At 71.9% G+C, this 21026-nt stretch carries 16 protein-coding genes; 7 read left to right on the top strand and 9 right to left on the bottom strand.

The window, feature by feature from the left end; genetic code table 11:
- Positions 1-82 precede the first annotated feature (82 nt).
- Positions 83-1747 carry a GAF domain-containing protein gene (locus ACQEVI_RS25970; protein ID WP_432904915.1) on the top strand — a complete coding sequence of 555 codons (1665 nt, stop codon included), beginning with the start codon at positions 83-85 and terminating at the stop codon, positions 1745-1747.
- 60 nt (positions 1748-1807) lie between these two features.
- On the opposite strand, the gene ACQEVI_RS25965 is transcribed toward ACQEVI_RS25970, so the two are convergent.
- From ACQEVI_RS25965 to ACQEVI_RS25955, 3 genes are all read right to left on the bottom strand, one after another.
- On the bottom strand, positions 1808-2461 hold the full coding sequence (locus ACQEVI_RS25965; RefSeq protein ID WP_432904912.1) for a response regulator transcription factor: 654 nt from the start codon (positions 2459-2461) through the stop codon (positions 1808-1810).
- A 95-nt stretch (positions 2462-2556) separates the two neighbouring features.
- Positions 2557-3126 (bottom strand): hypothetical protein, encoded by a 570-nt coding sequence (locus tag ACQEVI_RS25960; RefSeq protein WP_432904909.1) that lies wholly within the window; start codon positions 3124-3126, stop codon positions 2557-2559.
- A 146-nt stretch (positions 3127-3272) separates the two neighbouring features.
- Positions 3273-4043 (bottom strand): SDR family oxidoreductase, encoded by a 771-nt coding sequence (locus tag ACQEVI_RS25955; RefSeq protein WP_432904907.1) that lies wholly within the window; start codon positions 4041-4043, stop codon positions 3273-3275.
- A gap of 296 nt (positions 4044-4339) precedes the next feature.
- Between ACQEVI_RS25955 and ACQEVI_RS25950 the strand changes: the two genes are divergently transcribed.
- Positions 4340-7201 carry a cation-translocating P-type ATPase gene (locus ACQEVI_RS25950; protein WP_432904905.1) on the top strand — a complete coding sequence of 954 codons (2862 nt, stop codon included), beginning with the start codon at positions 4340-4342 and terminating at the stop codon, positions 7199-7201.
- A gap of 159 nt (positions 7202-7360) precedes the next feature.
- Positions 7361-9079, top strand: a complete 1719-nt coding sequence (locus tag ACQEVI_RS25945; protein WP_432904902.1) for a GAF domain-containing protein — start codon at positions 7361-7363, stop codon at positions 9077-9079.
- Positions 9080-9091: 12 nt separating this feature from the next.
- On the opposite strand, the gene ACQEVI_RS25940 is transcribed toward ACQEVI_RS25945, so the two are convergent.
- On the bottom strand, positions 9092-10039 hold the full coding sequence (locus tag ACQEVI_RS25940; protein ID WP_432904899.1) for an Acg family FMN-binding oxidoreductase: 948 nt from the start codon (positions 10037-10039) through the stop codon (positions 9092-9094).
- A 177-nt stretch (positions 10040-10216) separates the two neighbouring features.
- Between ACQEVI_RS25940 and ACQEVI_RS25935 the strand changes: the two genes are divergently transcribed.
- From ACQEVI_RS25935 to ACQEVI_RS25925, 3 genes are all read left to right on the top strand, one after another.
- Positions 10217-10744 carry a flavodoxin family protein gene (locus tag ACQEVI_RS25935; protein WP_432904896.1) on the top strand — a complete coding sequence of 176 codons (528 nt, stop codon included), beginning with the start codon at positions 10217-10219 and terminating at the stop codon, positions 10742-10744.
- 25 nt (positions 10745-10769) lie between these two features.
- Positions 10770-12683, top strand: coding sequence for a heavy metal translocating P-type ATPase (locus ACQEVI_RS25930; protein WP_432904894.1), 1914 nt, complete (start codon positions 10770-10772; stop codon positions 12681-12683).
- Between the two features lie 129 nt (positions 12684-12812).
- Positions 12813-13748, top strand: coding sequence for a universal stress protein (locus tag ACQEVI_RS25925; RefSeq protein WP_432904891.1), 936 nt, complete (start codon positions 12813-12815; stop codon positions 13746-13748).
- A gap of 49 nt (positions 13749-13797) precedes the next feature.
- Here ACQEVI_RS25925 and ACQEVI_RS25920 read toward each other — a convergent pair whose 3' ends face one another.
- The 4 genes from ACQEVI_RS25920 to ACQEVI_RS25905 form a co-directional block, all read right to left on the bottom strand.
- Entirely contained in the window at positions 13798-13983 is a 186-nt protein-coding gene (locus tag ACQEVI_RS25920) for a hypothetical protein (protein WP_432906135.1), read from the bottom strand.
- 114 nt (positions 13984-14097) lie between these two features.
- The gene (locus ACQEVI_RS25915) at positions 14098-14988 is read right to left on the bottom strand and encodes a universal stress protein (RefSeq protein ID WP_432904889.1); all 891 of its coding nucleotides are present in this window, start codon (positions 14986-14988) and stop codon (positions 14098-14100) included.
- A 100-nt stretch (positions 14989-15088) separates the two neighbouring features.
- Positions 15089-16381 carry a wax ester/triacylglycerol synthase domain-containing protein gene (locus ACQEVI_RS25910; RefSeq protein ID WP_432904887.1) on the bottom strand — a complete coding sequence of 431 codons (1293 nt, stop codon included), beginning with the start codon at positions 16379-16381 and terminating at the stop codon, positions 15089-15091.
- A gap of 10 nt (positions 16382-16391) precedes the next feature.
- On the bottom strand, positions 16392-16685 hold the full coding sequence (locus ACQEVI_RS25905) for a hypothetical protein (protein WP_432904884.1): 294 nt from the start codon (positions 16683-16685) through the stop codon (positions 16392-16394).
- A 265-nt stretch (positions 16686-16950) separates the two neighbouring features.
- On the opposite strand from ACQEVI_RS25905, the gene ACQEVI_RS25900 reads away from it, so the two are divergent.
- Positions 16951-17916, top strand: a complete 966-nt coding sequence (locus ACQEVI_RS25900; protein WP_432904881.1) for an Acg family FMN-binding oxidoreductase — start codon at positions 16951-16953, stop codon at positions 17914-17916.
- A 61-nt stretch (positions 17917-17977) separates the two neighbouring features.
- On the opposite strand, the gene ppdK is transcribed toward ACQEVI_RS25900, so the two are convergent.
- Positions 17978-20695: a pyruvate, phosphate dikinase gene (gene ppdK / locus ACQEVI_RS25895; RefSeq protein ID WP_432904879.1), complete on the bottom strand. Its 2718-nt coding sequence runs from the start codon at positions 20693-20695 to the stop codon at positions 17978-17980.
- Positions 20696-21026 lie beyond the last annotated feature (331 nt).

The following is a 21026-nucleotide window of genomic DNA, read 5'->3' as shown; positions in this document are numbered from 1 at the left end:
GCCGGGAGGCCCAGGGGCTCGGGACCAAGGTCCTCACTCGTGGTTGCGACCCGCAGGCGCTACCGTGGCCCCGGAGGCGCCGATGGACCCGACGAGTGACCCGCGCGACCGCACCGACCTGCTGCTGGAAGCGGTCGTCACGGTCAGCCGCGGCCTGGACCTGGAGACGGTGCTGCACCACATCGTCGAGACCGCGATGGTGCTCGTCGACGCCCGGTACGGTGCGCTGGGCGTGCTGGGTGACGACGGCAGGATCGCCCGGTTCCTGACCGTCGGCATGACCGACGAGCAGATCGCCGCGATCGGTCCCTACCCCACGGGGCACGGCGTGCTGGGCGAGCTGATCCGCCACCCCGTGCCGCTCCGCCTGCACGACCTGTCCACCCACCCCGTCTCGGTCGGTTTCCCCGCGCACCACCCACCGATGCACACCTTCGCCGGGATGCCGCTGCGAGTGCACGGCGCGCCGTTCGGCAACCTCTACCTCACGGACAAGCGCGGCGGGGGAGACTTCACGGCCGAGGACGAGCGGGTGCTGGAAGCGCTCGCGTCGGCCGCGAGCGTGGCCATCGAGAACGCGCGCCTGTACGACGTCGCGCAGCTGCGGGAACGCTGGGCCCGCGCCAACGACCGGATCTCGCGCCAGGTCCTGGCCGGGTCGTCGCCCGACGAGGTCCTGGCGCTCATCGGCAGCCAGGCACGTGAGGTCGCCAACGCGGATCTCACGGCCGTCTCCGTGCCGGATCCGGACACAGGCCGCCTGCTGCTGCAGACGGCGTCCGGGCTGGGGGTGGAGGACCGGGTGGGTTCGGTCCTGTCGGCCGACGGGACGTTCGCAGCACTCACGTTCCGCACCGGGGTGCCGATGGTCACCGACGACGCCACGAAGGACGAGCGCGCCGAGTTCGCGCTGGACCTGCCGGTGGAGCTCGGACCGCTGGCGGTGTGGCCGCTCGGCGAGCAGGGTCGCGTCCGTGGTGTCCTGGCTGCGGCACGCGTGCAGGGCAGCCAGCCGTTCTCGTCGGTGGTGGTGGAAGCCCTGGGCGCCTTCGCCGCACAGGCCGCCGTCGCGCTGGAGCTGGCAGAGGGACGTGCCGACGCCGAACGGCTCGTCCTGCTCCGTGATCGCGAGCGGATCGCGCGCGACCTGCACGACCTGGCGATCCAACGGCTGTACGCGACCGGGCTCTCGCTGCAGCGAGTGGCGCGCACCGCGCCGCCGGAGCTGGCGGAACAGCTGGCCACGGCGGTCGACGAGGTCGACGAGACGATCGCCCTGGTGCGGACCACGATCTACCGGCTGCAGCCGGGTGAACGGTCTGACGGTGCCGGCGCCCGGCGAGTCGGTCTGCGCTCGCGCGTCATCACCGAGGTCGACGCCGCTGCGGTCTCGCTCGGGTTCGGGACACGGCTGCGGTTCGAGGGTGCGGTGGACACCTTGGTGCCGCCGGACGTCGCCCACCACGTCGTCGCGGTCGTGCGTGAGGCACTGTCGAACGTCGCCCGGCACGCATCCGCGTCCCGGGCGGAGGTTCGGCTTGCCGTGACTGACGATCTTGTGCTCGTCGTCAGCGACGACGGCACGGGCATCCCGCCGACGGCTGCCCGCAGCGGGCTACGGAACCTGGCGCAACGTGCGGAAGAGCTCGGCGGGTCGCTCGTCATCGAGCTCGTGGACCCGGGTGCCGACCGGGCAGGGACGCGTCTGGTGTGGCGTGTGCCCTTGCCGGCCGACGATTCCCTGTAGGCCCGACGCAACCAACCTGCCGGGCACCGCTCAGCGGTGTCGGACTCAGTGCTGTCGGACTCAGTGCTGTCGGCGTTCGTCCTGCTCGAGCCGGTCGGCGAGGACGGCGGCCTGGGCTCGGCGTTCGAGGCCGAGCTTGGCGAAGATGCTGGAGACGTAGTTCTTGACGGTCTTCTCGGCGAGGAACAGCTCGGCGCCGATCTGCCGGTTGGTCAGCCCGTGGCCGATGAGGCCGAGGATGCGGCGTTCCTGCTCGGTCAAGCCGGCCAGGGCGTCGGGTTCGTGGTGGGCGTCGGTGCGGATACGTTCCATGACGCGGGCCGCGGCGCGGGGGTCGAGCATGGACCCGCCCGAGGCGACGGTCAGCACGGCCTGGACGAGGTCGGTGCCGCGCACCTGCTTGAGGACGTAGCCGGCCGCTCCGGCGAGGATCGCGTCGTAGAGGGCCTCGTCGTCGGAGAACGAGGTGAGCATGAGGCAGGCGAGGTCCGGCATGCGGGAGCGCAGCTCGCGGCAGACGGTGACGCCGTCGCCGTCGGGCAGCCGCACGTCCAGCACCACGACGTCAGGGGCGAGGGCGGGGACGCGGGCGAGCGCCTCGCGGGCGGTGCCCGCCTCGCCCACGACGGTCACCCCGGGCTCTGACTCCAGCAGGTCGGCGACGCCGCGGCGCACGACTTCGTGGTCGTCGACAAGAAACACACGTACGTCCATGCGACCTACGGTAGCGGTCCGTCCTGCGGCGGCGGTGCCCGTCCCGGTGGCTACCGGGACGGGCACCGCGGGTGCAGGCACCATGGGCTGCTGCGTCATCGCAGGACGGGGAACCGCTTGACCAGCGGCAGCCGGGCCCACTGCTTGCCGAGGCCGAACGTGTCGCCGGCCAGGAACGCGGCCAGCCCGATGAGCAGAACGGCGTCGACCAGGTGGTAGTCCACGAAGGGGTTGTTCTCCAGCGGCATCGATGCGAACCACATCAGCAGCATGAGCAGCGCACCGGCGCCGGCCGCGATCCGCATGCCGATGCCGAGTGCCAGGGCGAGCCCGATGCCGAGCAGGCCGAGCATGAACAGCCAGTCGATGACGACGTTTCCGGCCAGGGCGCCGAAGAAGCCGGCGAACGGTCCCTCGACGCCGCCGAGGTAGCCCGCGGTCGGGGAGCCGCCGTTGATCCAGGCGCGCTCGGTGGGCGTGCCCAGGCCCCAGCCGAACAGCTTGTCGCCGAACGCCCAGAGGAACTCGACGGCCAGCAGCAGCCGGACGCCCGCGAAGCTGTACCGGGCGACCGCCGTGCTCGTGACGGTCGTGGCGGACGTGGCCGCACGCTCCCGTGCGACCGGCGCGTGCGCCGACGATGCGGAGTGGCTGATGGAGCTCATGATGTCCTCCTGGGGATGCGCCGGAACCTTTCCGGCTGCCTGGGACCACCGTCCCGCGAACCGTATGGTCGGGTGCAGGGCCACCTGACTCCTGTCGGACAGGACCTTGGTCCCGTGCCGAGACGGGACAACGGCCCGGGCTGCGCCTACCAGGTCGAGTCGCCGCGGATGATCGCGTCGGACCCGCCGTCGACGAAGATGACCTGGCCGCACAGGTGCGAGTTCTTCTCACTGACGAGCCAGGTCAGGAGGTTTGCGGGGACCTCGGGCCGCATGAAGCCGTTCAGCGGCATCGGCACCAGGGCGGACATCGCCGCGCGCTGGATCTCCGTACCGATCATGCCCGCGACCATGGGAGTCTCGACGACTCCCGGCGCGATGGCGTTGAGCGGGATCCTGGCACCCGCCCACTCCTTCCCGGGAGCCGCGCGGCGCAGCCAACGGCACAGAGCCACCTTGCTGCTGGCATAGATGAGGTCGTTCTGCCGCGCCTCCACGAGCTTGGCGGCGCGCTCCAGCGCACCGGCCTCGTCTCCGGCCAGGCACAGGTCGACCAGCTCGGCGTCCGACGGCATGAGGCTGGCCATCGATGCCGTGGCGACCGCGCGAGGGGCACGCGAGCCGGCGAGCAAGGGTCGCAGCCCTTCCAGCGTCGCGACCGTGCCGAAGAAGTTGACCGCGATGTCGTCCGGGGTCTGGTGCGCCACGCCGGCGTTGGCGACGACGCCGTCGATGTGGTCCCTGCGTGCCCGTAGCTCTTCGACCATCGTGGCCCGGCCGTCCGGGGTGCGGAGGTCGGTCTCGATCTCCGCGTCGTGAAGGTCCACGCCGATGGCCCGGTCGCCTCGCTGTTCGAGCAGCCGCAGGATCGCGCGGCCGATTCCCGAGGCCGAGCCGGTGACGACGATGGTGCGCATGGTGGTTCCTCCGTGTCGTGCGTCGCGCCGATCCCGGCAGGTCACCGGGGCGGTTCTCACGCTAGGCAGCCGGTACGGGCACAGCCCTGTGCCGTCGGTCCCGATGCCTCGGGCCGTTGGTCCCTGGTGTGTGCGCGCACTCGCACGAGACCCTGGGAGCTCGCTCGCTCTCCCAGGTCGGGAGGGGAACCGATCGACAGGAGCCCTGCTATGGCCCATGCCTGGAACGTCACCGTCCGCCTCTTCGACGCGGAGGACATCGCGGAGATCGAGCACCGCCCGGTCCGGCTGCACTCGTGACCTCAGGCACCTCGTCCAGACCCAGCCGCCCGTCGTCCGTCTCGTCGACGGCCTCCGATCGGTCCGACCCGTCGCTGCGGGAGGCGGCCGACGTCGCCCGCGAGCTCGGCGTCGATCCCGCCCTCGGGCTGGACGACGCCGAGGCCGCGCGCCGGCTGGCCGCCGACGGACCCAACGAGCTGCGGTCCAAGCCGCCCGTGCCGCTGTGGCGCAAGGTCCTCGAGCCGTTCCGCGACCCGCTCGTGGCGCTGCTGCTGGTCGCCGTGGGCATCTCGGTCACCGTCTGGTGGGTCGAGGGTGCCGACGGCGTACCCGTGGACGCCTTGGTGATCGCCGCCATCGTCGTGCTCAACGCGGTGCTCGGTCTGGTCCAGGAGAGCAAGGCGGCGAATGCCGTCGCGGCGCTCCGCTCGATGACGGAGGCGAGCTCCACCGTGCTCCGGGACGGCCGCCGGGTCACCGTGCGGTCGGCCGAGCTGGTCCGCGGGGACGTACTCGTGCTGACCGAGGGTGACGCCGTCGGCGCCGACGCGCGCCTGCTGAGCGCGACGGCGCTGCGGGTCCAGGAGGCGTCGCTGACCGGCGAGTCCGAGGCGGTCCTCAAGGACGCGGCGGTCCTGCCGGCCGCCGCGCCGCTGGGCGACCGGTTCGACATGGTCTACAAGGGCACCGCAGTCGCCCAGGGCGTCGGCCGGGCCGTCGTGGTCGCCACCGGCATGGGTACGCAGATGGGCGCGATCGCGCAGCTGCTCGACGTCACCGAGGAGGAGATCACCCCGCTGCAGCGGGAGATCGCCCGGGTGAGCAAGGTGCTCGGCCTCACGGTCATCGGCATCGCCGTCGTCGTGATGGTCCTCGCCGCAGTGGTCAACGACGTCCGCACGGCGGAAGACCTCGTCACCGTCCTCCTGCTCGGCGTCTCGCTCGCCGTGGCAGCGGTGCCCGAGGGCCTGCCGGCGATCCTGTCGGTGGTCCTGGCAGTGGGTGTGCGGACCATGGCGCGCCGGAACGCCGTCGTGAAGAAGCTGCACTCCGCGGAGACGCTGGGCTCGGCGTCCGTCATCGCGTCGGACAAGACGGGCACCCTCACCAAGAACGAGATGACCATCCAGCGGGTCGTCACCGCCTCCGGCGAGGTCGCGCTCACCGGCGTCGGCTACCGGCCGGACGGCGAGGTGCACACCGGGCCGGACGGTGACGGGGGACCGCTCGCCGACGAGCCGCTGCTCCGGGAGGTGACCATGGTGCTGGGCGGTGGCTCGCTCGCCAACGACGCCCAGCTCGTCGAGGCCGAGGGCGAGTGGACGGTGCAGGGCGACCCCACCGAGGCGGCCTTCCTCGTCGCCGCGCACAAGCTCGCCGGCACCGTGGACCGCGTGGCCGAGTTCGAGCGCCGCGGAGAGGTCCCCTTCACCTCGGAGCGCAAGCTGATGTCCGCACTGGTGGACCCGCCGGGCGACGGCGCCTGGGCGCTGGTCACCAAGGGCGCCCCCGACGTGCTGCTCGGACGCTGTACCTCCGTGCAGGTGGGCGACGAGACGGTCCCGCTCGACGACGAGCGGCGAGGCGCGGCACTCGACGCGGTCGAGCGCCTGTCGGACCAGGCGTACCGCACGCTCGGCGTCGCGTACCGGCGGGTCGCCGAGGGGCTCGGGCACGAGGGCCTGGAGGAGCACGAGTCCGACCTGGTCTACCTCGGAGTGGTGGGCATCATCGACCCGCCCCGACCCGAGGTGACGGCCGCGGTGGCCGAGGCCCACCGGGCCGGCATCCGCGTCATGATGATCACCGGCGACCACCCGGTCACGGCCACCCGGATCGCTACCGATCTGGGCATCGTGGAGGCCGGGGCCCGGGCTGTGACCGGGACCGAGCTCGACGGCCTCGACGCCGCAGGCCTGCGCGAGACCACCCGCACCGTGTCCGTGTACGCCCGGGTGGCCCCGCAGAACAAGCTGCAGATCGTGGACGCGCTCCAGGCCGACGGGCACGTGGTCGCCATGACCGGCGACGGCGTGAACGATGCCCCGGCCCTCAAGACCGCCGACATCGGCGTGGCCATGGGGATCACCGGCACGGAGGTGACCAAGGAGTCGGCCAAGATGATCCTCGGTGACGACAACTTCGCCACCATCGTCGCCGCCGTGCGCCAGGGCCGGGTCATCTTCGACAACATCAAGAAGTTCCTGCGCTACCTGCTCTCGTCGAACATGGGCGAGGTGTTCACGGTGCTGCTCGGTGTACTGCTGGCCGGCGTCATCGGCCTGGAGGGGGCGGCGGGCGGCGAGGCCGTCGTCGTGCCGCTGCTGGCCACCCAGATCCTGTGGATCAACCTGGTGACCGACTCCGGGCCGGCCCTGGCCATGGGTGTGGACCCCGAGACCGACGACGTCATGGCCCGGCCCCCGCGCGGAGCGCACGAGCGCATCATCGACGCGCGCATGTGGACGGGTGTCCTGAGCATCGGGCTCGTCATGGGCGTGGCCACGCTGCTGACCATCGACATCTTCCTGCCGGGCGGCATGATCGAAGGGACCGACTCGCTCGACGTGGCCCGCACCGCCGGGTTCACCACCCTCGTCCTGGCTCAGCTGTTCAACGTCCTCAACTCCCGGTCGGAGACCACGAGCGCCTTCCACCGGATGTTCGCCGGCCGCTGGCTCTGGGGTGCGATCGGCCTGGGCGTGGTGCTCCAGGTCGCCGTCGTGCAGGTGCCGTTCCTCCAGGTCGCCTTCGGCACCGCGAGCCTCGACCTCGCACACTGGGGCGTCGCGGTCGCCATGGCGTCCTCGGTGCTCTGGTTCGACGAGCTCCGCAAGCTGCTGTGGCGGGCACGCCACCCCGGTGAGGTGGCGTAGGACCTTCGCCAGGGACAGGGGGCTAACGCCCCGGTACGCCCCCTGCCGTTCCGGACTGAGAAATACGGGTCCGACCGCGGCGTGGATCTCCACCGTGTCCAAGGTCCCGAAGCCGGGACTCGGACGTAGACTCGGGTGGATGCCTGGGAGAGGGGAGCGATGAATGACGAGTCGTTCCAATTCCCCGACGTGCCCCTGGAGCTCGAGAGCACGATAGGGGAGCTCATCGAGCGAGCCCACAAGGTACAGGCCGCACACGGACGTCTGCGAGACCTGTTGCGCGCCAACCGCATAGTGGTCGGAGACCTGGAGCTGGAGCAGGTCCTGCACCGTATCGTCGACGCGGCCGTCACCCTGGTGGACGCCCAGTACGGTGCGCTCGGCGTCATCGATGCCGACGGAGGCCTGGAGCGGTTCATCCATGTCGGGATGAGCGATGATGCCGCCCGCGAGATCGGGCACCTCCCGGAGGGCCACGGCATCCTCGGCGCCGTCATCGACTGCGACGGGCCGATCCGGCTGGAAGACCTGGGCGCTGACCCGCGCTCGATCGGGTTTCCCGCGCATCACCCGCCCATGGGGGCTTTTCTCGGCGTCCCGATCCGGGTCCGCGACGCTACCTACGGCAATCTGTACCTGACGAATCGGGCGGACGGGCCGTTCAGCGCGGAGGACGAAGAGCTCGTGACGGCGCTGGCCGCGACGGCGGCCGTCGCCATCGACAACGCACGTCTGTACGAGCAGTCGCGCCGGGCCCAGCGGCTGAGCAAGGCCCTGGCAGAGGTCACCGCGACCCTGCTGGCACCCGAGACGGCCGACGCCTTCGGCGCCGTCGCCGAACGGGTCGTCTCACTCGTCGACGCGGACCTCGTCACCGTCGTCGTGCCGGCCGGAGACGGCGAGCTGCTGGTAGACACCGCACGCGGGGTCGGTGCCGATGCGCACGAGGGCGCCACCATGCCTGCCGACGACTCGGTCGTCGCGGAGGCGATCTCCGGCGGGCACATCGTGTCCTCCGACGAGGTCATCGGTACGTCCGCGCTGGGCGAGCAGCCCACGGGCGGTTCCTCGATCGCCGTGCCGCTGATCGTGTCCGGGACGCCGGTCGGCGCCCTGTGCGTGAGTAGGGGTGCCCAGCGACCGCGATTCTCGGCCGACGACCGCGGGATCGTGTCCGAGTTCGCTGCCCAGGCCGGGCTCGCGGTCGCCCTGGCCTGGGCCCGCGCGGACCGGCAGCGACTCGATGTGATCGAGGACCGTGCCCGCATCGCCAGGGATCTGCACGACCACGTCATCCAGAGGCTCTTCGGCGCGGGTCTCGGGTTGCAGGCCCTGGCGGCTCGCGCGCCGGAGCATGCGGTCACGATCGACAGGCACATCGCCGACCTCGACGCGGCCATCGGTGACATCCGCACCGCGATCTTCGCCCTGCAGACCCGTCCCACGTCGGAGTCCGTGCGCCGCCGCCTCCTCGACGTCACGACGGAGATCGCCCCGAGTCTCCGGAGCCCGCCGAGGATCACGTTCAGCGGGCCGGTCGACCTGGTCGTCATCGGCCCCCTCGCCGACGACGTCCTCGCCGTGGTGCGGGAAGCACTCGCCAACGTGGCCCGGCACGCGCAGGCCAGCACGGCCGAGGTGAGCCTGACCGCCACGATGTCGGAGGTCGTGGTCATCGTCGATGACGACGGGGTCGGGATCCCACCGCGGATCGCGCGTGCCAGCGGCACCGCCAACCTGACCGCCAGGGCACGGTCGCGAGGCGGTACCTTCGTCCTCGAACGGCGAGACTCCAGCGGCACGCGAGCACGATGGCACGTCCCGCTTGCTCCCGTCCCGAGGTCGTCACGGCAGGAGCGCTCGCCGGATCGTCGCTAGCCCGGATCGTCGCTAGCTCACGGCGAGGGGAACCGAGCGGCGAGGCGTGTGCTCCGGCCTCGAGCTGTACCCCAGCCGCATGAGCATCTGCGGTGCCCCGTCGAGCGACAGGGCCTGGCGCAGGTCATGACGAGTCGTCGGGTTCTCCAGGACCGTGGTCGCGAACGACGCGTGGACGAAGTAGGTGGTGGCGACCAGCAGCACGTGCTGCAACGCCTGGCCCGCCGCCACCCACTCCCGGGCGGAGTCTCCGGCGGTCGAGAGAACCGCCAACGTCGACCGCTGCTCGAACTGCGTGCTGCCGGTGCTGGCGTGGAACCGTCGCACCGGAGCCTGGTCGTCGCTCGCGCCCGGACCGAGCAGCTCCTGCGGGACGCCGTCCTCGCGTCCAGGACCGGTGGCGGTCCATGCTGCCTCCTCGGCACGAGCCGCGGGATCCTCGGCGGCGAGCGCCTCCGCCCTGCGCACCAGCCCGATCACGTCCTCGCGCACGGGCTCCGAGGGCTGGATCAGCCGCAGCTCCGCGCCCTCGTCCAGTGCGGCCTGCTGGATGGACATCAGCACGTCCGTGAACAGCGGCTGGTCGTCGAACGGGACCCGTGACGTCGTGCGCCGCTCGATCGCCACGGACAGCTCGAGCTCGTCCGTGTTCGGGACCGGGCCCGGTTCGAACTCGATCTCGGCCACCAGGAGCTCGTCGTCCGGGTCCGGCAGGACCTTGACGACGGCGGTCAGCGAGTCCCGCCGAGCGGCCGTCCTGGCATTGAACAGGAACGCCCCGCAGCTGATCAGCATCTCGCGGCCGTGCGGGTCGGAGTGCCGCAGCTGCCGCGCGGCGTCCGCACGCAGGAGCACGGTGCTGCCCGTGGCATCCACCTGCCACGGCTGGGTGTTGTAGACGCTCGGGGCGCTCGCCGCCGCCCTCAAGATCCGCTCGACCCGCGAGTCGACGACGTCCATGATGTCTCTCCCTTCGACGGCCGTCCGGGTACGGACAGGTCCTCAGTCTTCGTCGCGCGGTACGCACGCGGCAGGGCCGAACGTCCCGCCGGCCGGGGCCGGACGGCCCTGATGCCCAGGGGACCGGGCGAGGAACGTGGACTGCACGGACACATGAGGTAACAGGAGGTGACGGCGATGCGTGCGCTCGTGGTCTATGAGTCCATGTTCGGCAACACGGAAGAGGTCGCGCGGGCGGTCGGGGAGGGGATCGAGGCGTCGATGCACACCCATGTCGTGGAGGTGGGTGCGGCGCCCGACGCCGTTCCGGCCGACGTCACGCTGCTGGTCGTCGGCGGGCCGACCCATGCCTTCAGCATGTCCTGGCCCACGACCCGGCGCGACGCCGCGCAACGGGCCGGGACCCTCGTCTCCCGCGGCCGTGGTATCCGCGAGTGGCTCGGTAGCCTTCCGGCCGCGACGGCGGACACGGAGGCCACGACGTTCGACACCCGGGTGACCACGCGGATCACAGGATCCGCCGCGCGGGCGGCGAGCCACCGGCTGGACCGGCTGGGCTACCGCCTCACCGCGGCCTTCACCAGCTTTCGGGTCATGGACGTCGCCGGTCCGCTGGGCGACGGTGAGGTCGATCGCGCACGTGACTGGGGGAGGGCACTGGGTGCCGAGGTCGCGGCGCGTAGGTCCAGCAGACCGAGCTCCTGACCTGGCCGGCGAAGGAGACGTGACCATGCGGGTGTTCCGCGTCTTGTGGCGGTATCCGGAGATCACCGTCGCGATCGTGCTCCTCGCGTCGGTGCTCGCTCTTCGCGCCACGGGCGAGGGCATCGTCGCGCGGTGGGTCGCCACCGCCTACGTCGGCGCGTTCATCGTCTGGACGCTCGTCGGGATGGTGCGCGACGTGCTTCGCGGGCACGTCGGCCTCGACGTCCTCGCGGTCGTGGCGATGGTCGCGACCCTGGCGGTAGGGGAGTACGTCGCGGCACTGATCATCGTGCTGATGCTCTCGGGCGGCAGAGCGCTCGAGGACTTCGCCGCACGGCGCGCGAAGCGTGATCTGACGTCCCTGCTCGATCGCTCGCCCCGGGTCGCGCACGTGCTGCGGCACGCGGACACGCCCCGGGACGACGAGCTGCGGGACGTAGCCGTCGACGACGTCGCCATCGGGGACGTGCTGCTCGTGCGCCCCGGGGAGATCGTGCCGGTCGATGGCGTCCTGCTCACCGACAGCGGGACGTTCGACGAGTCCTCACTGACCGGGGAGAGCCTGCCCGTCACTCGCGCGGCCGGCGAGGAGGCGCTGTCGGGCGCCGTGAACGGGTCGCGGGTGGTGCGGATGCGAGCCGTACGCCGCAGCGTGGACAGCCAGTACCAGCAGATCGTCGCGCTCGTGCAGGCCGCCGAGAGCTCACGGGCACCGGTCGTCCGGCTCGCCGATCGTTTCGCGGTCCCGTTCACGGCCGTCTCGCTCGTGCTGGCGGGCGCGGCGTGGACCATCTCCGGAGACCCGACCCGCTTCGCCGAGGTGCTCGTGCTGGCGACCCCGTGCCCACTCCTCATCGCCGCACCGGTCGCCTTTCTCGGTGGGCTCTCGCGTGCGGCCAGGAGCGGGGTGATCATGAAGAGCGGCACGGTCATCGAGCAGCTCGCACGCCTGCGGTCCGCCGCGTTCGACAAGACGGGAACCTTGACGCGGGGCCGCCCCGACCTCGTCGCCGTCCGGCCCGCTGACGGGTTCGCCGCCCACGAGCTGCTGCGGCTCGCGGCCTCGGCCGAGCAGTACTCCTCGCACGTGTTCGCCGAGAGCATCCGCCGTGCCGCCACCGAGCGCGGTCTCGACCTGCTGACCGCCACCGACGCCACCGAGGTCGCGACGAACGGCGTGACCGCCGTCGTCGAGGGGCGGACCGTCGTCGTCGGCAAGCCGGCCTACGTCGCGTCCATCGCGCCGGACACGACCCGAGCCGCACTCGGCCCCGGCGAGGCCGCGGCCTACGTGGCGGTCGACGGGCGATTCGCGGGGGTCATCGTGCTCGCGGACGATGCTCGCCCCGAGTCGCCTGCAGTCGTCTCCTGGCTGCGGGCGAACGGCATCGAGCACATCACGATGCTGACCGGGGACGCGCGGCCGACGGCGGAGTCGATCGCCCGGCAGGTCGGGATCGACGACGTCCGGGCCGAGCTGCTCCCGCCGGAGAAGGTGCGGCTTGCCGCCGAGCTGAGTCCTCGGCCGGTGCTGATGGTCGGTGACGGGGTGAACGACGCCCCGGTGCTGGCGGCCTCCGACGTCGGGGTCGCCATGGGCGCGAAGGGCGCGACCGCGGCCGGTGACGCTGCCGGTGTCGTGCTGCTCGTCGACTCGCTCGCCAAGGTCGTCGACGCCATATCGATCGGTCGGCACACGCTGCGTGTCGCGCTCACCGCGATCTGGATCGGTATCGGGCTGAGCGTCGGTCTCATGCTCGTGGCCATGACCGGAGCGATTCCCGCGGTCGCGGGCGCCCTGGTGCAGGAGCTGGTCGACCTGGCGACGATCCTCTACGCGCTCCGTGCGCTGGGCGGCCCGCCCAGCGGGCTCGCCACCGCCGCAGCCCCGAGGAGCGGACGGCGACCAGTGCCGACGCACGGGTCGAAGGTCCCGTGAACCCGTGACCGTCGGCCCTGCAAGGGACGTGGCCGTGCCCGACAGGCTGAGCACGAGCGACGCAGGAACAAGCACGCAGGACAAGCACGACTCGAACAGCGTGGAGAGCACAGGACAAGGAGATCCGTCATGAGAACAACCCGGCAACCCTCCCTGGTAGTCGTCGCGGTCGATGGAACCGGACGCAGCGCCGGTGCCGTGCGGTACGCGGTTCGCGCGGCCCGGATCCAGGGCTGCGCCGTCCGGCTGGTGCATGTCGTACCGACCTCTCTTCCGGAGGGCGGTCTCTGGCCCTCGGCGGGGCGCGACGTCGACGACCTGCGCAGCTCAGGTGAGCGCGTCCTCGAGAGAGTGGTGGCAGAGGCACGCTCTGGTGCGTTCGACGTCAGGTTCGAGTCGTTGCTCGGCCGGGGTCCGCGCGTGGCCGAGCTCGTCGCGGCGGCCGCAGCGGGTGATCTCGTGGTGCTCGGCAGGGAGACCCGCCGGGGAACGGAGGGACTGCTCGCGGGAACGACGACCGCCGGGGTGGTCGCCCGGGCGGCGGTTCCCGTGGTGGTCGTTCCGTCGGACTGGCGGGAGCGCGAGCTCGGGCGGATCGTCGTCGGGATCAAGTCGATCGTGCGTGACGGTGAGCTGCTGGCTCGCGCCTACTCGATGGCGTCCGCCCGGCACGCCGGTCTGCGCCTGCTGCATGCCGTGGAGGTCCCGGAGCTCGCGGCCGAGACCGGTGGCACCGACGCCTCCGCAGGCGAGTCCGTCAGTTCTGGCAACCAGATGCTGGAGACCGCTGCTCGCGACTGGCGGGACGCCTTCCCGGGCGTGGAGGTGGAGACATCGGCGGTCGAGGGCCGCCCCGCCGACGTCCTCGTCGACGCCGCGGCCGACGCGGACCTCCTGATGCTCGCACGTCCGCACCGCGACCTGCGGCACCCGGTGCGCCTGGGGCGGACGCCGCGAGCCGTGCTCGGTGTCTCGGACACGCCGGTCGAGCTGGTTCCGCTCGGGCGTGAACCGTCCATGGCACCGCTCGTGCTCGAGAGCTCCGGAGAGATCCTGAAGAGCTGACGCGATCAGCCCTTCTTCGCGATCAGCCCACCGGGTACCCGATGCGGGGTCAGCCACCGAGCGCGGCGAAGGCCTCGTACACCATGAACGCCGGCCAGAAGACGCCCTGCACGACCGCCCAGACGAACTCCCAGAACCCGTCGGCCTGCTGCCAGAAATAGACCCAGGCACCGAAGATGCCGAGCCCGTAGATCGCGCCGCCGCCCGCGGCGGCACCCGTGTTCCGATCTCCCATCACATCCATCTCCTCTGTTTCCTCTGTCGGGTATGTGCGCAGGGGTCTCCTGCCGGCAGAACCCGGCAGTGCCCGCCTGCGGCCGGGCACTGCCGGGTCTTGAACCGGCTCCGGTCAGCTGACCGGGTGCCGGTGTGCGTGCACGACCAGGACCGGGCACGGCGCGCCGCGGACCACGGAGTCGGGCACACTGCGCAACAGGCGCCCGGTGACCCCCGAGTGGCTGCGTCCGCCGACGACCAGGATGTCGTTCCGGGCCAGGCCCTGGAGCAGGGTGGCGACCGGGTCCCCACGGCGGATCACCACCGTGTACGTGACCGTCGGGTACTTGTCCGACCACCGCGCCAGCCGATCAGCCAGGTCGACCCCGGCGGCCTCGTGCCACGACGCGGCCACGGGATCCATGTCGAGCAGGGCCGACGAGATCGGGTCGGTCCCCGTCACGTGCAGCACCTCGAGCGGGCGCCCCCGCGCGTCTGCCTCCGCGAACGCCGTTCCCAGCACGTCGGGCTCGTCGGCGGGGCCTACTCCGACCCTGATCCGGCGAGGCTCGTCGGCTGCTGCGCCGGACGGCACGACCGCTACCGTGCCCCGTGCGGCCGCCGCCAGTGCTGAGGAGGTGGACCCGAGCAGCGCGCGGTCGAACGCACCGAGCCCGCGGCGCCCCACCACGACGAGGTCGTCGTTGGTCGACTGCTCGGCAAGGACACTGGCGGCGCTACCCGGTAGGACGTGTGTCTCGACGTCCCTACCTCCAGGGCGCCATCCGCCGAGCCGGTCGCGCGCGGCACGGGCCGCGTGGCGTGCCTCCTCGTGCGCTTCCTCGATGAGGCTGCTCGTCTCGGGGCCCGCCTCGGGCGGCACGGGGTGAGCGGCCACCACCACCAGACGAGCCCCGTGCACATCGGCGGCGAGGGTCGCCCAGTTCAGCGCCGCCAGGCTCTCGTCCGAACCGTCGACCCCGACGATGACACTTCGGTACCAGCTGTTGTTGTCGTTGTTCATGATCGTCCTCCTCTGCTCACCACCAGGACACCAAACTGGTCACTCCTGGCGGCAGAGACGAGCGGCCCGCCCGAGCGGGACCAACGTCCCCTGATGGCAGTCACGCGGTGAGGCGCACCAGCTCTTCGCTCATGGCGCGTGCGAAAGCGGTACCTGGCACGTTCGCCGCGTCGAAGTGGACGCTGCAGGAGAGCCGGCCGGCGTACGAGAAGGCAGCCACGCCCAGCCGGACGTTCGCGGCGAGCACCGCGACCGGCCAGATCGCGGTGACGGGAGCGCCCGCGAGGCACAACCTGCCGACCGGACCCGGCACGTTGGTGACGAACCCGCCGACGAGGTGCTGCCGCCGCGCGACACGGTCCATGATGCGCGCCCCGACGGGGCCGCGCATGAACTCGAGCGTGCCCTGCTCCCGCGCCCGTACCTTCTCCGCCCGGGTCTGCCCCGCGATCAGCCGAAGGCGATCGCGGGGCGCGGGCACGTCGAGCGGCAGCCGTACGAGCATGACACCGACCTGGTTGCCCGATGTGCCGTGCCGCTGGAGCGCGACCGGCACGGAGACGGGAAGCCGCGCAGGGATCTGCTCGCCGGCTGCGGGCAGAGCTGCCCGGTAGCCCGAGGCGACGGACGCGAGCAACGCGTCATTGACGGTGGCTCCGAGCGGTCGCACGCGCGCCTCGAGCGCCGCGAGGTCCACGTCCACGAAGGCGACGCCGCGGCGCGGACTGCGCTCGCCGAGCAGCACCGTGGACCCCAGCTCTCGGCCGGTGAGAGTCTTCCGGATGCGGTGCAAGGCGTAGCCGAGCCTGCGGAGAGGGCGCCGCGGGTCGCGTCGTTGTCGTGGTTCCGCGCCCGGCCGGGGCCGTGGAATCGTCGGCGCCCACGTGGCGGTCGGCACAGTTGCCGGCTCTGGTTCGGGAGGATCGAACAGTGTCCGGGCGATCGTCACCGCTGCCGTTCCGTCCGCCACCGCGTGGTGGATGCGGAGCACGACGCCGGTCCGTCCGGGACCCGCGCCCGGCACGACCAGGATCTCCCAGAGCGGCCGGTCGAGCGGCAGCGGCGCGGTCATCAGCTCCGCGCACAGCCGTTCGAGGCCCACGAGGCCGCCGACCGTCCTGACGAGCCGAATGTGGTACCCGAGGTCCGGTGATGCCTCTTCCCAGCGGCGCCTGCGGCCGGTGGCGCGGGGAACTCTGCGCAGCGGTGGCAGCCCGGTGATTCGTTCACCGAGCGCGGAGCGCAGCGCCGCGAGGTCAGGGGCGCCGTCGGGACCGACGAACCCGCCCGGGGAGAGGAGGCCCGCGACGAGGAAGACGTTGACCTGGCCGGCGTGGTCGAGCACCAGGTTCGCCTCGTCGACCGCGGCGAGCCGCTGCGATGCCGGGCGCACGGGTCGCCGCTCAGGCTCCGGCCGGCGTCTGGCGCTCCGCGCGCTCGCGGATGCCGCGGAGCATTCGTTGCGACATGAGGAAGCTCACCATCTCGACCGGTTCGGCGAGGATGCGCGCCCAGCCCGCCAGATACGCGTATCGCTCACGGACGACGAGGCGGGTGGTGCCCGGGGCTGTCAGCGCTACCGAAGGCGCGAGCTTGACCTCGTCGCCGACGGCGCGGATGCGGAGCTCTGGCACGAGCACGTCTGACGTGTGGATGTCACAGCCGGCGATGACGCCCCTGTACCGGTTCTTGTTCATGACCGCCCTCCTCCTGCTCCTCACCAGGACACCAACCGGTCGGGCCGGGGTGGCAGAGGCGATCGTCCGGCCGGTGCGGGGCTTTGTTCTCTCACGAACGGGACGAAGGTCAGGCGAAGCAAGGACCACCTGCCCTGCCGAGCCGCGGGGCGCGGGTGGTGTGCTGGGCAAGAGCACGAGTCGGTCCCCGCCGGCACGGAGGCCCCCTCCGGACCTGGCGGGTCAGGCCGGCGCCCGCATGAGCGAGAACCGAGGGAGACGAGACATGGACGTCGTCGACGCACGGATCGAGAGGATCCTGAGAGCGGCAGGGGATGCCCCGAGCGTCCTGAACACCCAGCCCTGGCAGGTGGCGGTCACGGGTTCCAGCCTGACCCTCCGTGCCGACCCGTCGCGACGGCTGCGGCACAGTGACCCTCAGGGCCGCGAGATGTTCATCAGCTGCGGGGCCTTCCTGTTCAACGCCAGAGCTGCGGCTCGTCGTGAGTCGCTGACCGCGGTCGTGACGGTGCTGCCCGATCCGGAGGACGAGCTGCTCGTCGCCGAGCTCGTGCTCGAGCCGGGTGGCGATCCGAGCGCGGACGAGCTCGAGCTGTCCCTGGCGATCGAGCACCGCGTGACCTCGCGCACCCCCTTCGAGGACCGGCCCCTTCCCGGGGACGTCCTGGTCGCCATCCAGCGGGCCGCCGACGCGGACGGGGCGAGCCTGCGCACGATCCAGCCCTCGGACCCCGCACGGGCCGAGGTGGTCGGACTCATGCGGAGGGCGGAGGCGATCGCGGCAGAGGACATGGTCGGCCGCGACGAGGAGGCGGCGTGGACGACCAGCTGGCCGGGGCGTGACGACGGCGTACCCGCACACCTCCTGGGGCGCGCGCCGAGCAACCCCGACGCACCGGTGCGTCGGTTTCCCGCCAGCGTGGGCCGCGAACAGTTCGAGCGGGACTCGACGCTGGCGGTCCTGAGCACTTCCGGCGACTCCCCCCGGGAGTGGATCGCGGCCGGCCAGGCGCTGGAGCACGCTCTGCTGGCCGCCACCACCCACTTCGTCCACGCGTCGTTCGCGACCACCGTCCTGGAGAACCCCACGACGCGTCACGACCTGCGCAAGGCCCTGTCGCTCAGCGGGCATCCGCAGATGCTCATGCGGCTCGGGCGCAGCGCGAGGCCGGCGCACGCACCCCGCCGGGCCAGTGCACTCCGAGACACCGCGTCGCGTCGCGTCGAGTAGCCGGCGAACCAGGTAGCCGTCAGCCCCGCGGCCCTCGCCGCGGGGCTGACGGCCGCGCCGGCTACGTCGCGTCGCGCGCTGCGTCGTCGAGCCTGACGAGCGCGGCGGCCAAGCGGGCGATCGGGACGCGGTAGGGCGAGCAGGACACGTAGTCGAGGCCGATGGCGTCGAACGCGGCGATCGACGCGGGGTCGCCGCCGTGCTCGCCGCAGACGCCGGTCTCGAGGTCGGGCCTGGTCCGCAGCCCGCGCTCGACGCCGATCCGGACGAGCTCGCCCACACCGTCGACGTCGAGGGACGCGAAGGGGTCGGCCGGCACGATGCCTGCCTCGAGGTAGGCGGCGAGGAAGGACTCCTCGGCGTCGTCGCGAGAGATGCCGATCGTCGTCTGCGTCAGGTCATTCGTGCCGAACGAGAAGAAGTCGGCGTGCTCGGCGATCTCGTTCGCCGTGAGGGCCGCTCGTGGCAGCTCGATCATCGTGCCGACCCGGTAGCCGAGGTCCACCGCCCCGGCGCGGTCCAGCTCGTCGTCCGCGGTGGCCACGACGATCTCGCGCGCGCTCCGCAGCTCTTCGGCGAACCCGACGAGCGGCACCATGATCTCCACGCGCGGGTCCAGGCCGCGCCCGCGCACCGCGAGCGCGGCGCGGATGATCGCACGGGTCTGCATGACGGCGATCTCGGGGTACAGCAGCGAGAGGCGCACGCCGCGGGTGCCGAGCATGGGGTTCGTCTCGGTCAGGCGTGTGATGCGGGCCAGGACGGCTCGCGCCTGCTCCAGCTCCCCGGACGTGCCGTCGGTCTCCAGCCGCTGCACCAGCAGGGACTGCTCCACCAGGTCCGGGAGGAACTCGTGCAGCGGCGGGTCGATGAGCCGGACGGCGACCGGCAGGCTCGTCATCGCGGTGAAGATCTCCTCGAAGTCGGCCTGCTGCATGGGCAGCAGCTCGTCCAGGGCGGTCTGCCGGGTCGCGGCGGAATCGGCCATGATCATGCGCCGCACCACGGGCAGGCGGTCCGTGGCCATGAACATGTGCTCGGTGCGGCACAGCCCCACGCCCTCGGCGCCGAGCTCGCGGGCCCTGACCGCGTCGGTGCCCGTGTCGGCGTTGGCGCGAACACCCAGGCGGCGTACCTCGTCGGCCCAGCCCAGCACCGTGGAGAAGTCGTCGGTGATCCGCGGTGGCCTCAGCGTCAGCGCTCCGGTGTAGACGAGGCCCGTGGTGCCGTCCAGGGTGATCGTGTCCGCGTCGGTCAGGACGGTGTCGCCGACCGTCAGCGTGCGGGCGTCGGCGTCGATGCGCAGGTCGCCCACGCCGGCCACGCACGGCTTGCCCATGCCACGCGCGACCACCGCTGCGTGCGACGTCATACCGCCGTGCGCGGTGAGCACGCCCTGGGCCGCCGCTACGCCGTGGATGTCGTCCGGCGTCGTCTCCCAGCGCACGAGCACCACGTTCTCGCCGGCGCTGCCTCGTGCGGCCGCGGTGTCGGCGTCGAACACGATGGTGCCCACCGCGGCGCCCGGGGACGCGTTGAGACCGTGCGTGAGCGGGGCGGGGGCCCGGGCGGTGTCGAGCGTGGGGTGCAGGAGCTGGTCGAGCTGGGCCGGGTCGATCCGCCGCAGCGCGGTCTCCTTGTCGATCTCGCCCTCCGCGACGAGGTCGCGGGCCACCTTCAGTGCCGCCGCGGCGGTGCGCTTCCCGGCGCGCACCTGCAGCAGGTAGAGCGTGCCGTCCTCGATCGTGAACTCGATGTCCTGCATGTCCTTGTAGTGGTGCTCCAGCTTGTCCATCATGGCCATGAGCTGGGCGTACGCGTTCGGCAGCACCGACTCCAGCTCCGGCAGGGGCCGCGGCGTCCGGATGCCCGCGACCACGTCCTCGCCCTGCGCGTCGAGGAGGAACTCCCCGTACCGCTCCTTGGCGCCGGTCGCCGGGTTGCGCGTGAAGCACACGCCCGTCGCAGATGTGTCGCCCTTGTTGCCGAACACCATCTGCATGACGTTCACAGCGGTACCCAGGTCGTCCGGGATGTCGTTCAGCCTGCGGTACACGCGCGCTCGTGGGCTGTTCCACGATCCGAACACCGCGTCCACCGACCGGCGCAGCTGTTCGCGCGGGTCGGTCGGCAGGTCGTGACCCGTGGTCCGGCGGGCCACGCTCCGGAACGTCGTCACCAGCTCCCTCAGGTCGTCCACCGTCAGCTCGGTGTCCTGCGTCACGCCGCGGCGCTCCTTGAGCGCCGTCAGCTCGTCCTCGAACACCTGCCCCGGCACGCCCTCGACGACCTCGCCGTACATCTGCACGAACCGGCGGTAGGAGTCCCAGGCGAACCGGGGATCGCCCGACTCGGCTGCCAGGCCGTCGGCCGCCGCGTCCGAGATGCCCAGGTTGAGGATCGTGTCCATCATCCCGGGCATCGAGCGCACGGCGCCCGACCGCACCGACACCAGCAGCGGCCGCTCGGCCGCTCCCAGCGTGCGGCCCGTGCGCCGCTCCAGGGCGTCCAGGTGCGCCTGGATCTCGTCCCACAGCTTTGCGGGCCACGCGCCGTCGTTCCTCATCGTGGTGACACACGCCGAGGTGGTCACCGTGAAGCCGTCCGGGACGGGTACACCGATGCGCTTCATCTCGGCGACGCCCGCTCCCTTGCCGCCGAGGAGCGCCTTCCTCTCGGCGTTCCCCTCCGACAGGTCGTAGACGTACCGCTCGTCGGTCGCTTCCGCCGGTGCGTTCGTGACGAGGTCTCCGGTCGGGCTCTCCGCATGCGTGGTCATTGCGCCTCCATCGGTCTGCGCCCGCGATCGCGGGCCAGGGCCATGACGCGACGGTCCTGCCGACGGCAGGCCGGCGTCACCACGTGGCCAACGTTCCTCGCCCGGGCACGGCCGTACCAGGGACGAACGGCCCGGAATCTCAGGACGAAGTCCCCCGGACGCGGCGCGGCAGACCCTGCACGGCTCCACGACGACCGAGTCGCATCCATAGGGGGTAGGGACGTTGGTCCCACCACGAGACGACCTTGGCCCCTGAACCGTCCGAGCATCCTGTGCGCACCATGAGTTCCGCACCCCAGGAGCCACCGGCCGGCGTCGACCGGCCCGGATC

The sequence above is a fragment of the Promicromonospora sp. CA-289599 genome (assembly GCF_050936155.1).
GTDB lineage: Bacteria > Actinomycetota > Actinomycetes > Actinomycetales > Cellulomonadaceae > Promicromonospora.
The sequence above is the reverse complement of the archived record's forward strand: the minus strand, read 5'-3'. Positions and strand labels throughout refer to the sequence as shown.

Excerpts from the sequence above, each read along its gene's own strand:
- ACQEVI_RS25900 (WP_432904881.1), top strand. The coding sequence starts at position 16,951 with ATGGACGTCGTCGACGCACGGATCGAGAGGATCCTGAGAGCGGCAGGG.
- ACQEVI_RS25960 (WP_432904909.1), bottom strand. The coding sequence starts at position 3,126 with ATGAGCTCCATCAGCCACTCCGCATCGTCGGCGCACGCGCCGGTCGCA.
- ACQEVI_RS25925 (WP_432904891.1), top strand. The coding sequence starts at position 12,813 with ATGAGAACAACCCGGCAACCCTCCCTGGTAGTCGTCGCGGTCGATGGA.
- ACQEVI_RS25955 (WP_432904907.1), bottom strand. The coding sequence starts at position 4,043 with ATGCGCACCATCGTCGTCACCGGCTCGGCCTCGGGAATCGGCCGCGCG.
- ACQEVI_RS25965 (WP_432904912.1), bottom strand. The coding sequence starts at position 2,461 with ATGGACGTACGTGTGTTTCTTGTCGACGACCACGAAGTCGTGCGCCGC.
- ppdK (WP_432904879.1), bottom strand. The coding sequence starts at position 20,695 with ATGACCACGCATGCGGAGAGCCCGACCGGAGACCTCGTCACGAACGCA.
- ACQEVI_RS25970 (WP_432904915.1), top strand. The coding sequence starts at position 83 with ATGGACCCGACGAGTGACCCGCGCGACCGCACCGACCTGCTGCTGGAA.
- ACQEVI_RS25915 (WP_432904889.1), bottom strand. The coding sequence starts at position 14,988 with ATGAACAACGACAACAACAGCTGGTACCGAAGTGTCATCGTCGGGGTC.
- ACQEVI_RS25945 (WP_432904902.1), top strand. The coding sequence starts at position 7,361 with ATGAATGACGAGTCGTTCCAATTCCCCGACGTGCCCCTGGAGCTCGAG.
- ACQEVI_RS25935 (WP_432904896.1), top strand. The coding sequence starts at position 10,217 with ATGCGTGCGCTCGTGGTCTATGAGTCCATGTTCGGCAACACGGAAGAG.
- ACQEVI_RS25905 (WP_432904884.1), bottom strand. The coding sequence starts at position 16,685 with ATGAACAAGAACCGGTACAGGGGCGTCATCGCCGGCTGTGACATCCAC.
- ACQEVI_RS25940 (WP_432904899.1), bottom strand. The coding sequence starts at position 10,039 with ATGGACGTCGTCGACTCGCGGGTCGAGCGGATCTTGAGGGCGGCGGCG.
- ACQEVI_RS25920 (WP_432906135.1), bottom strand. The coding sequence starts at position 13,983 with ATGGGAGATCGGAACACGGGTGCCGCCGCGGGCGGCGGCGCGATCTAC.
- ACQEVI_RS25930 (WP_432904894.1), top strand. The coding sequence starts at position 10,770 with ATGCGGGTGTTCCGCGTCTTGTGGCGGTATCCGGAGATCACCGTCGCG.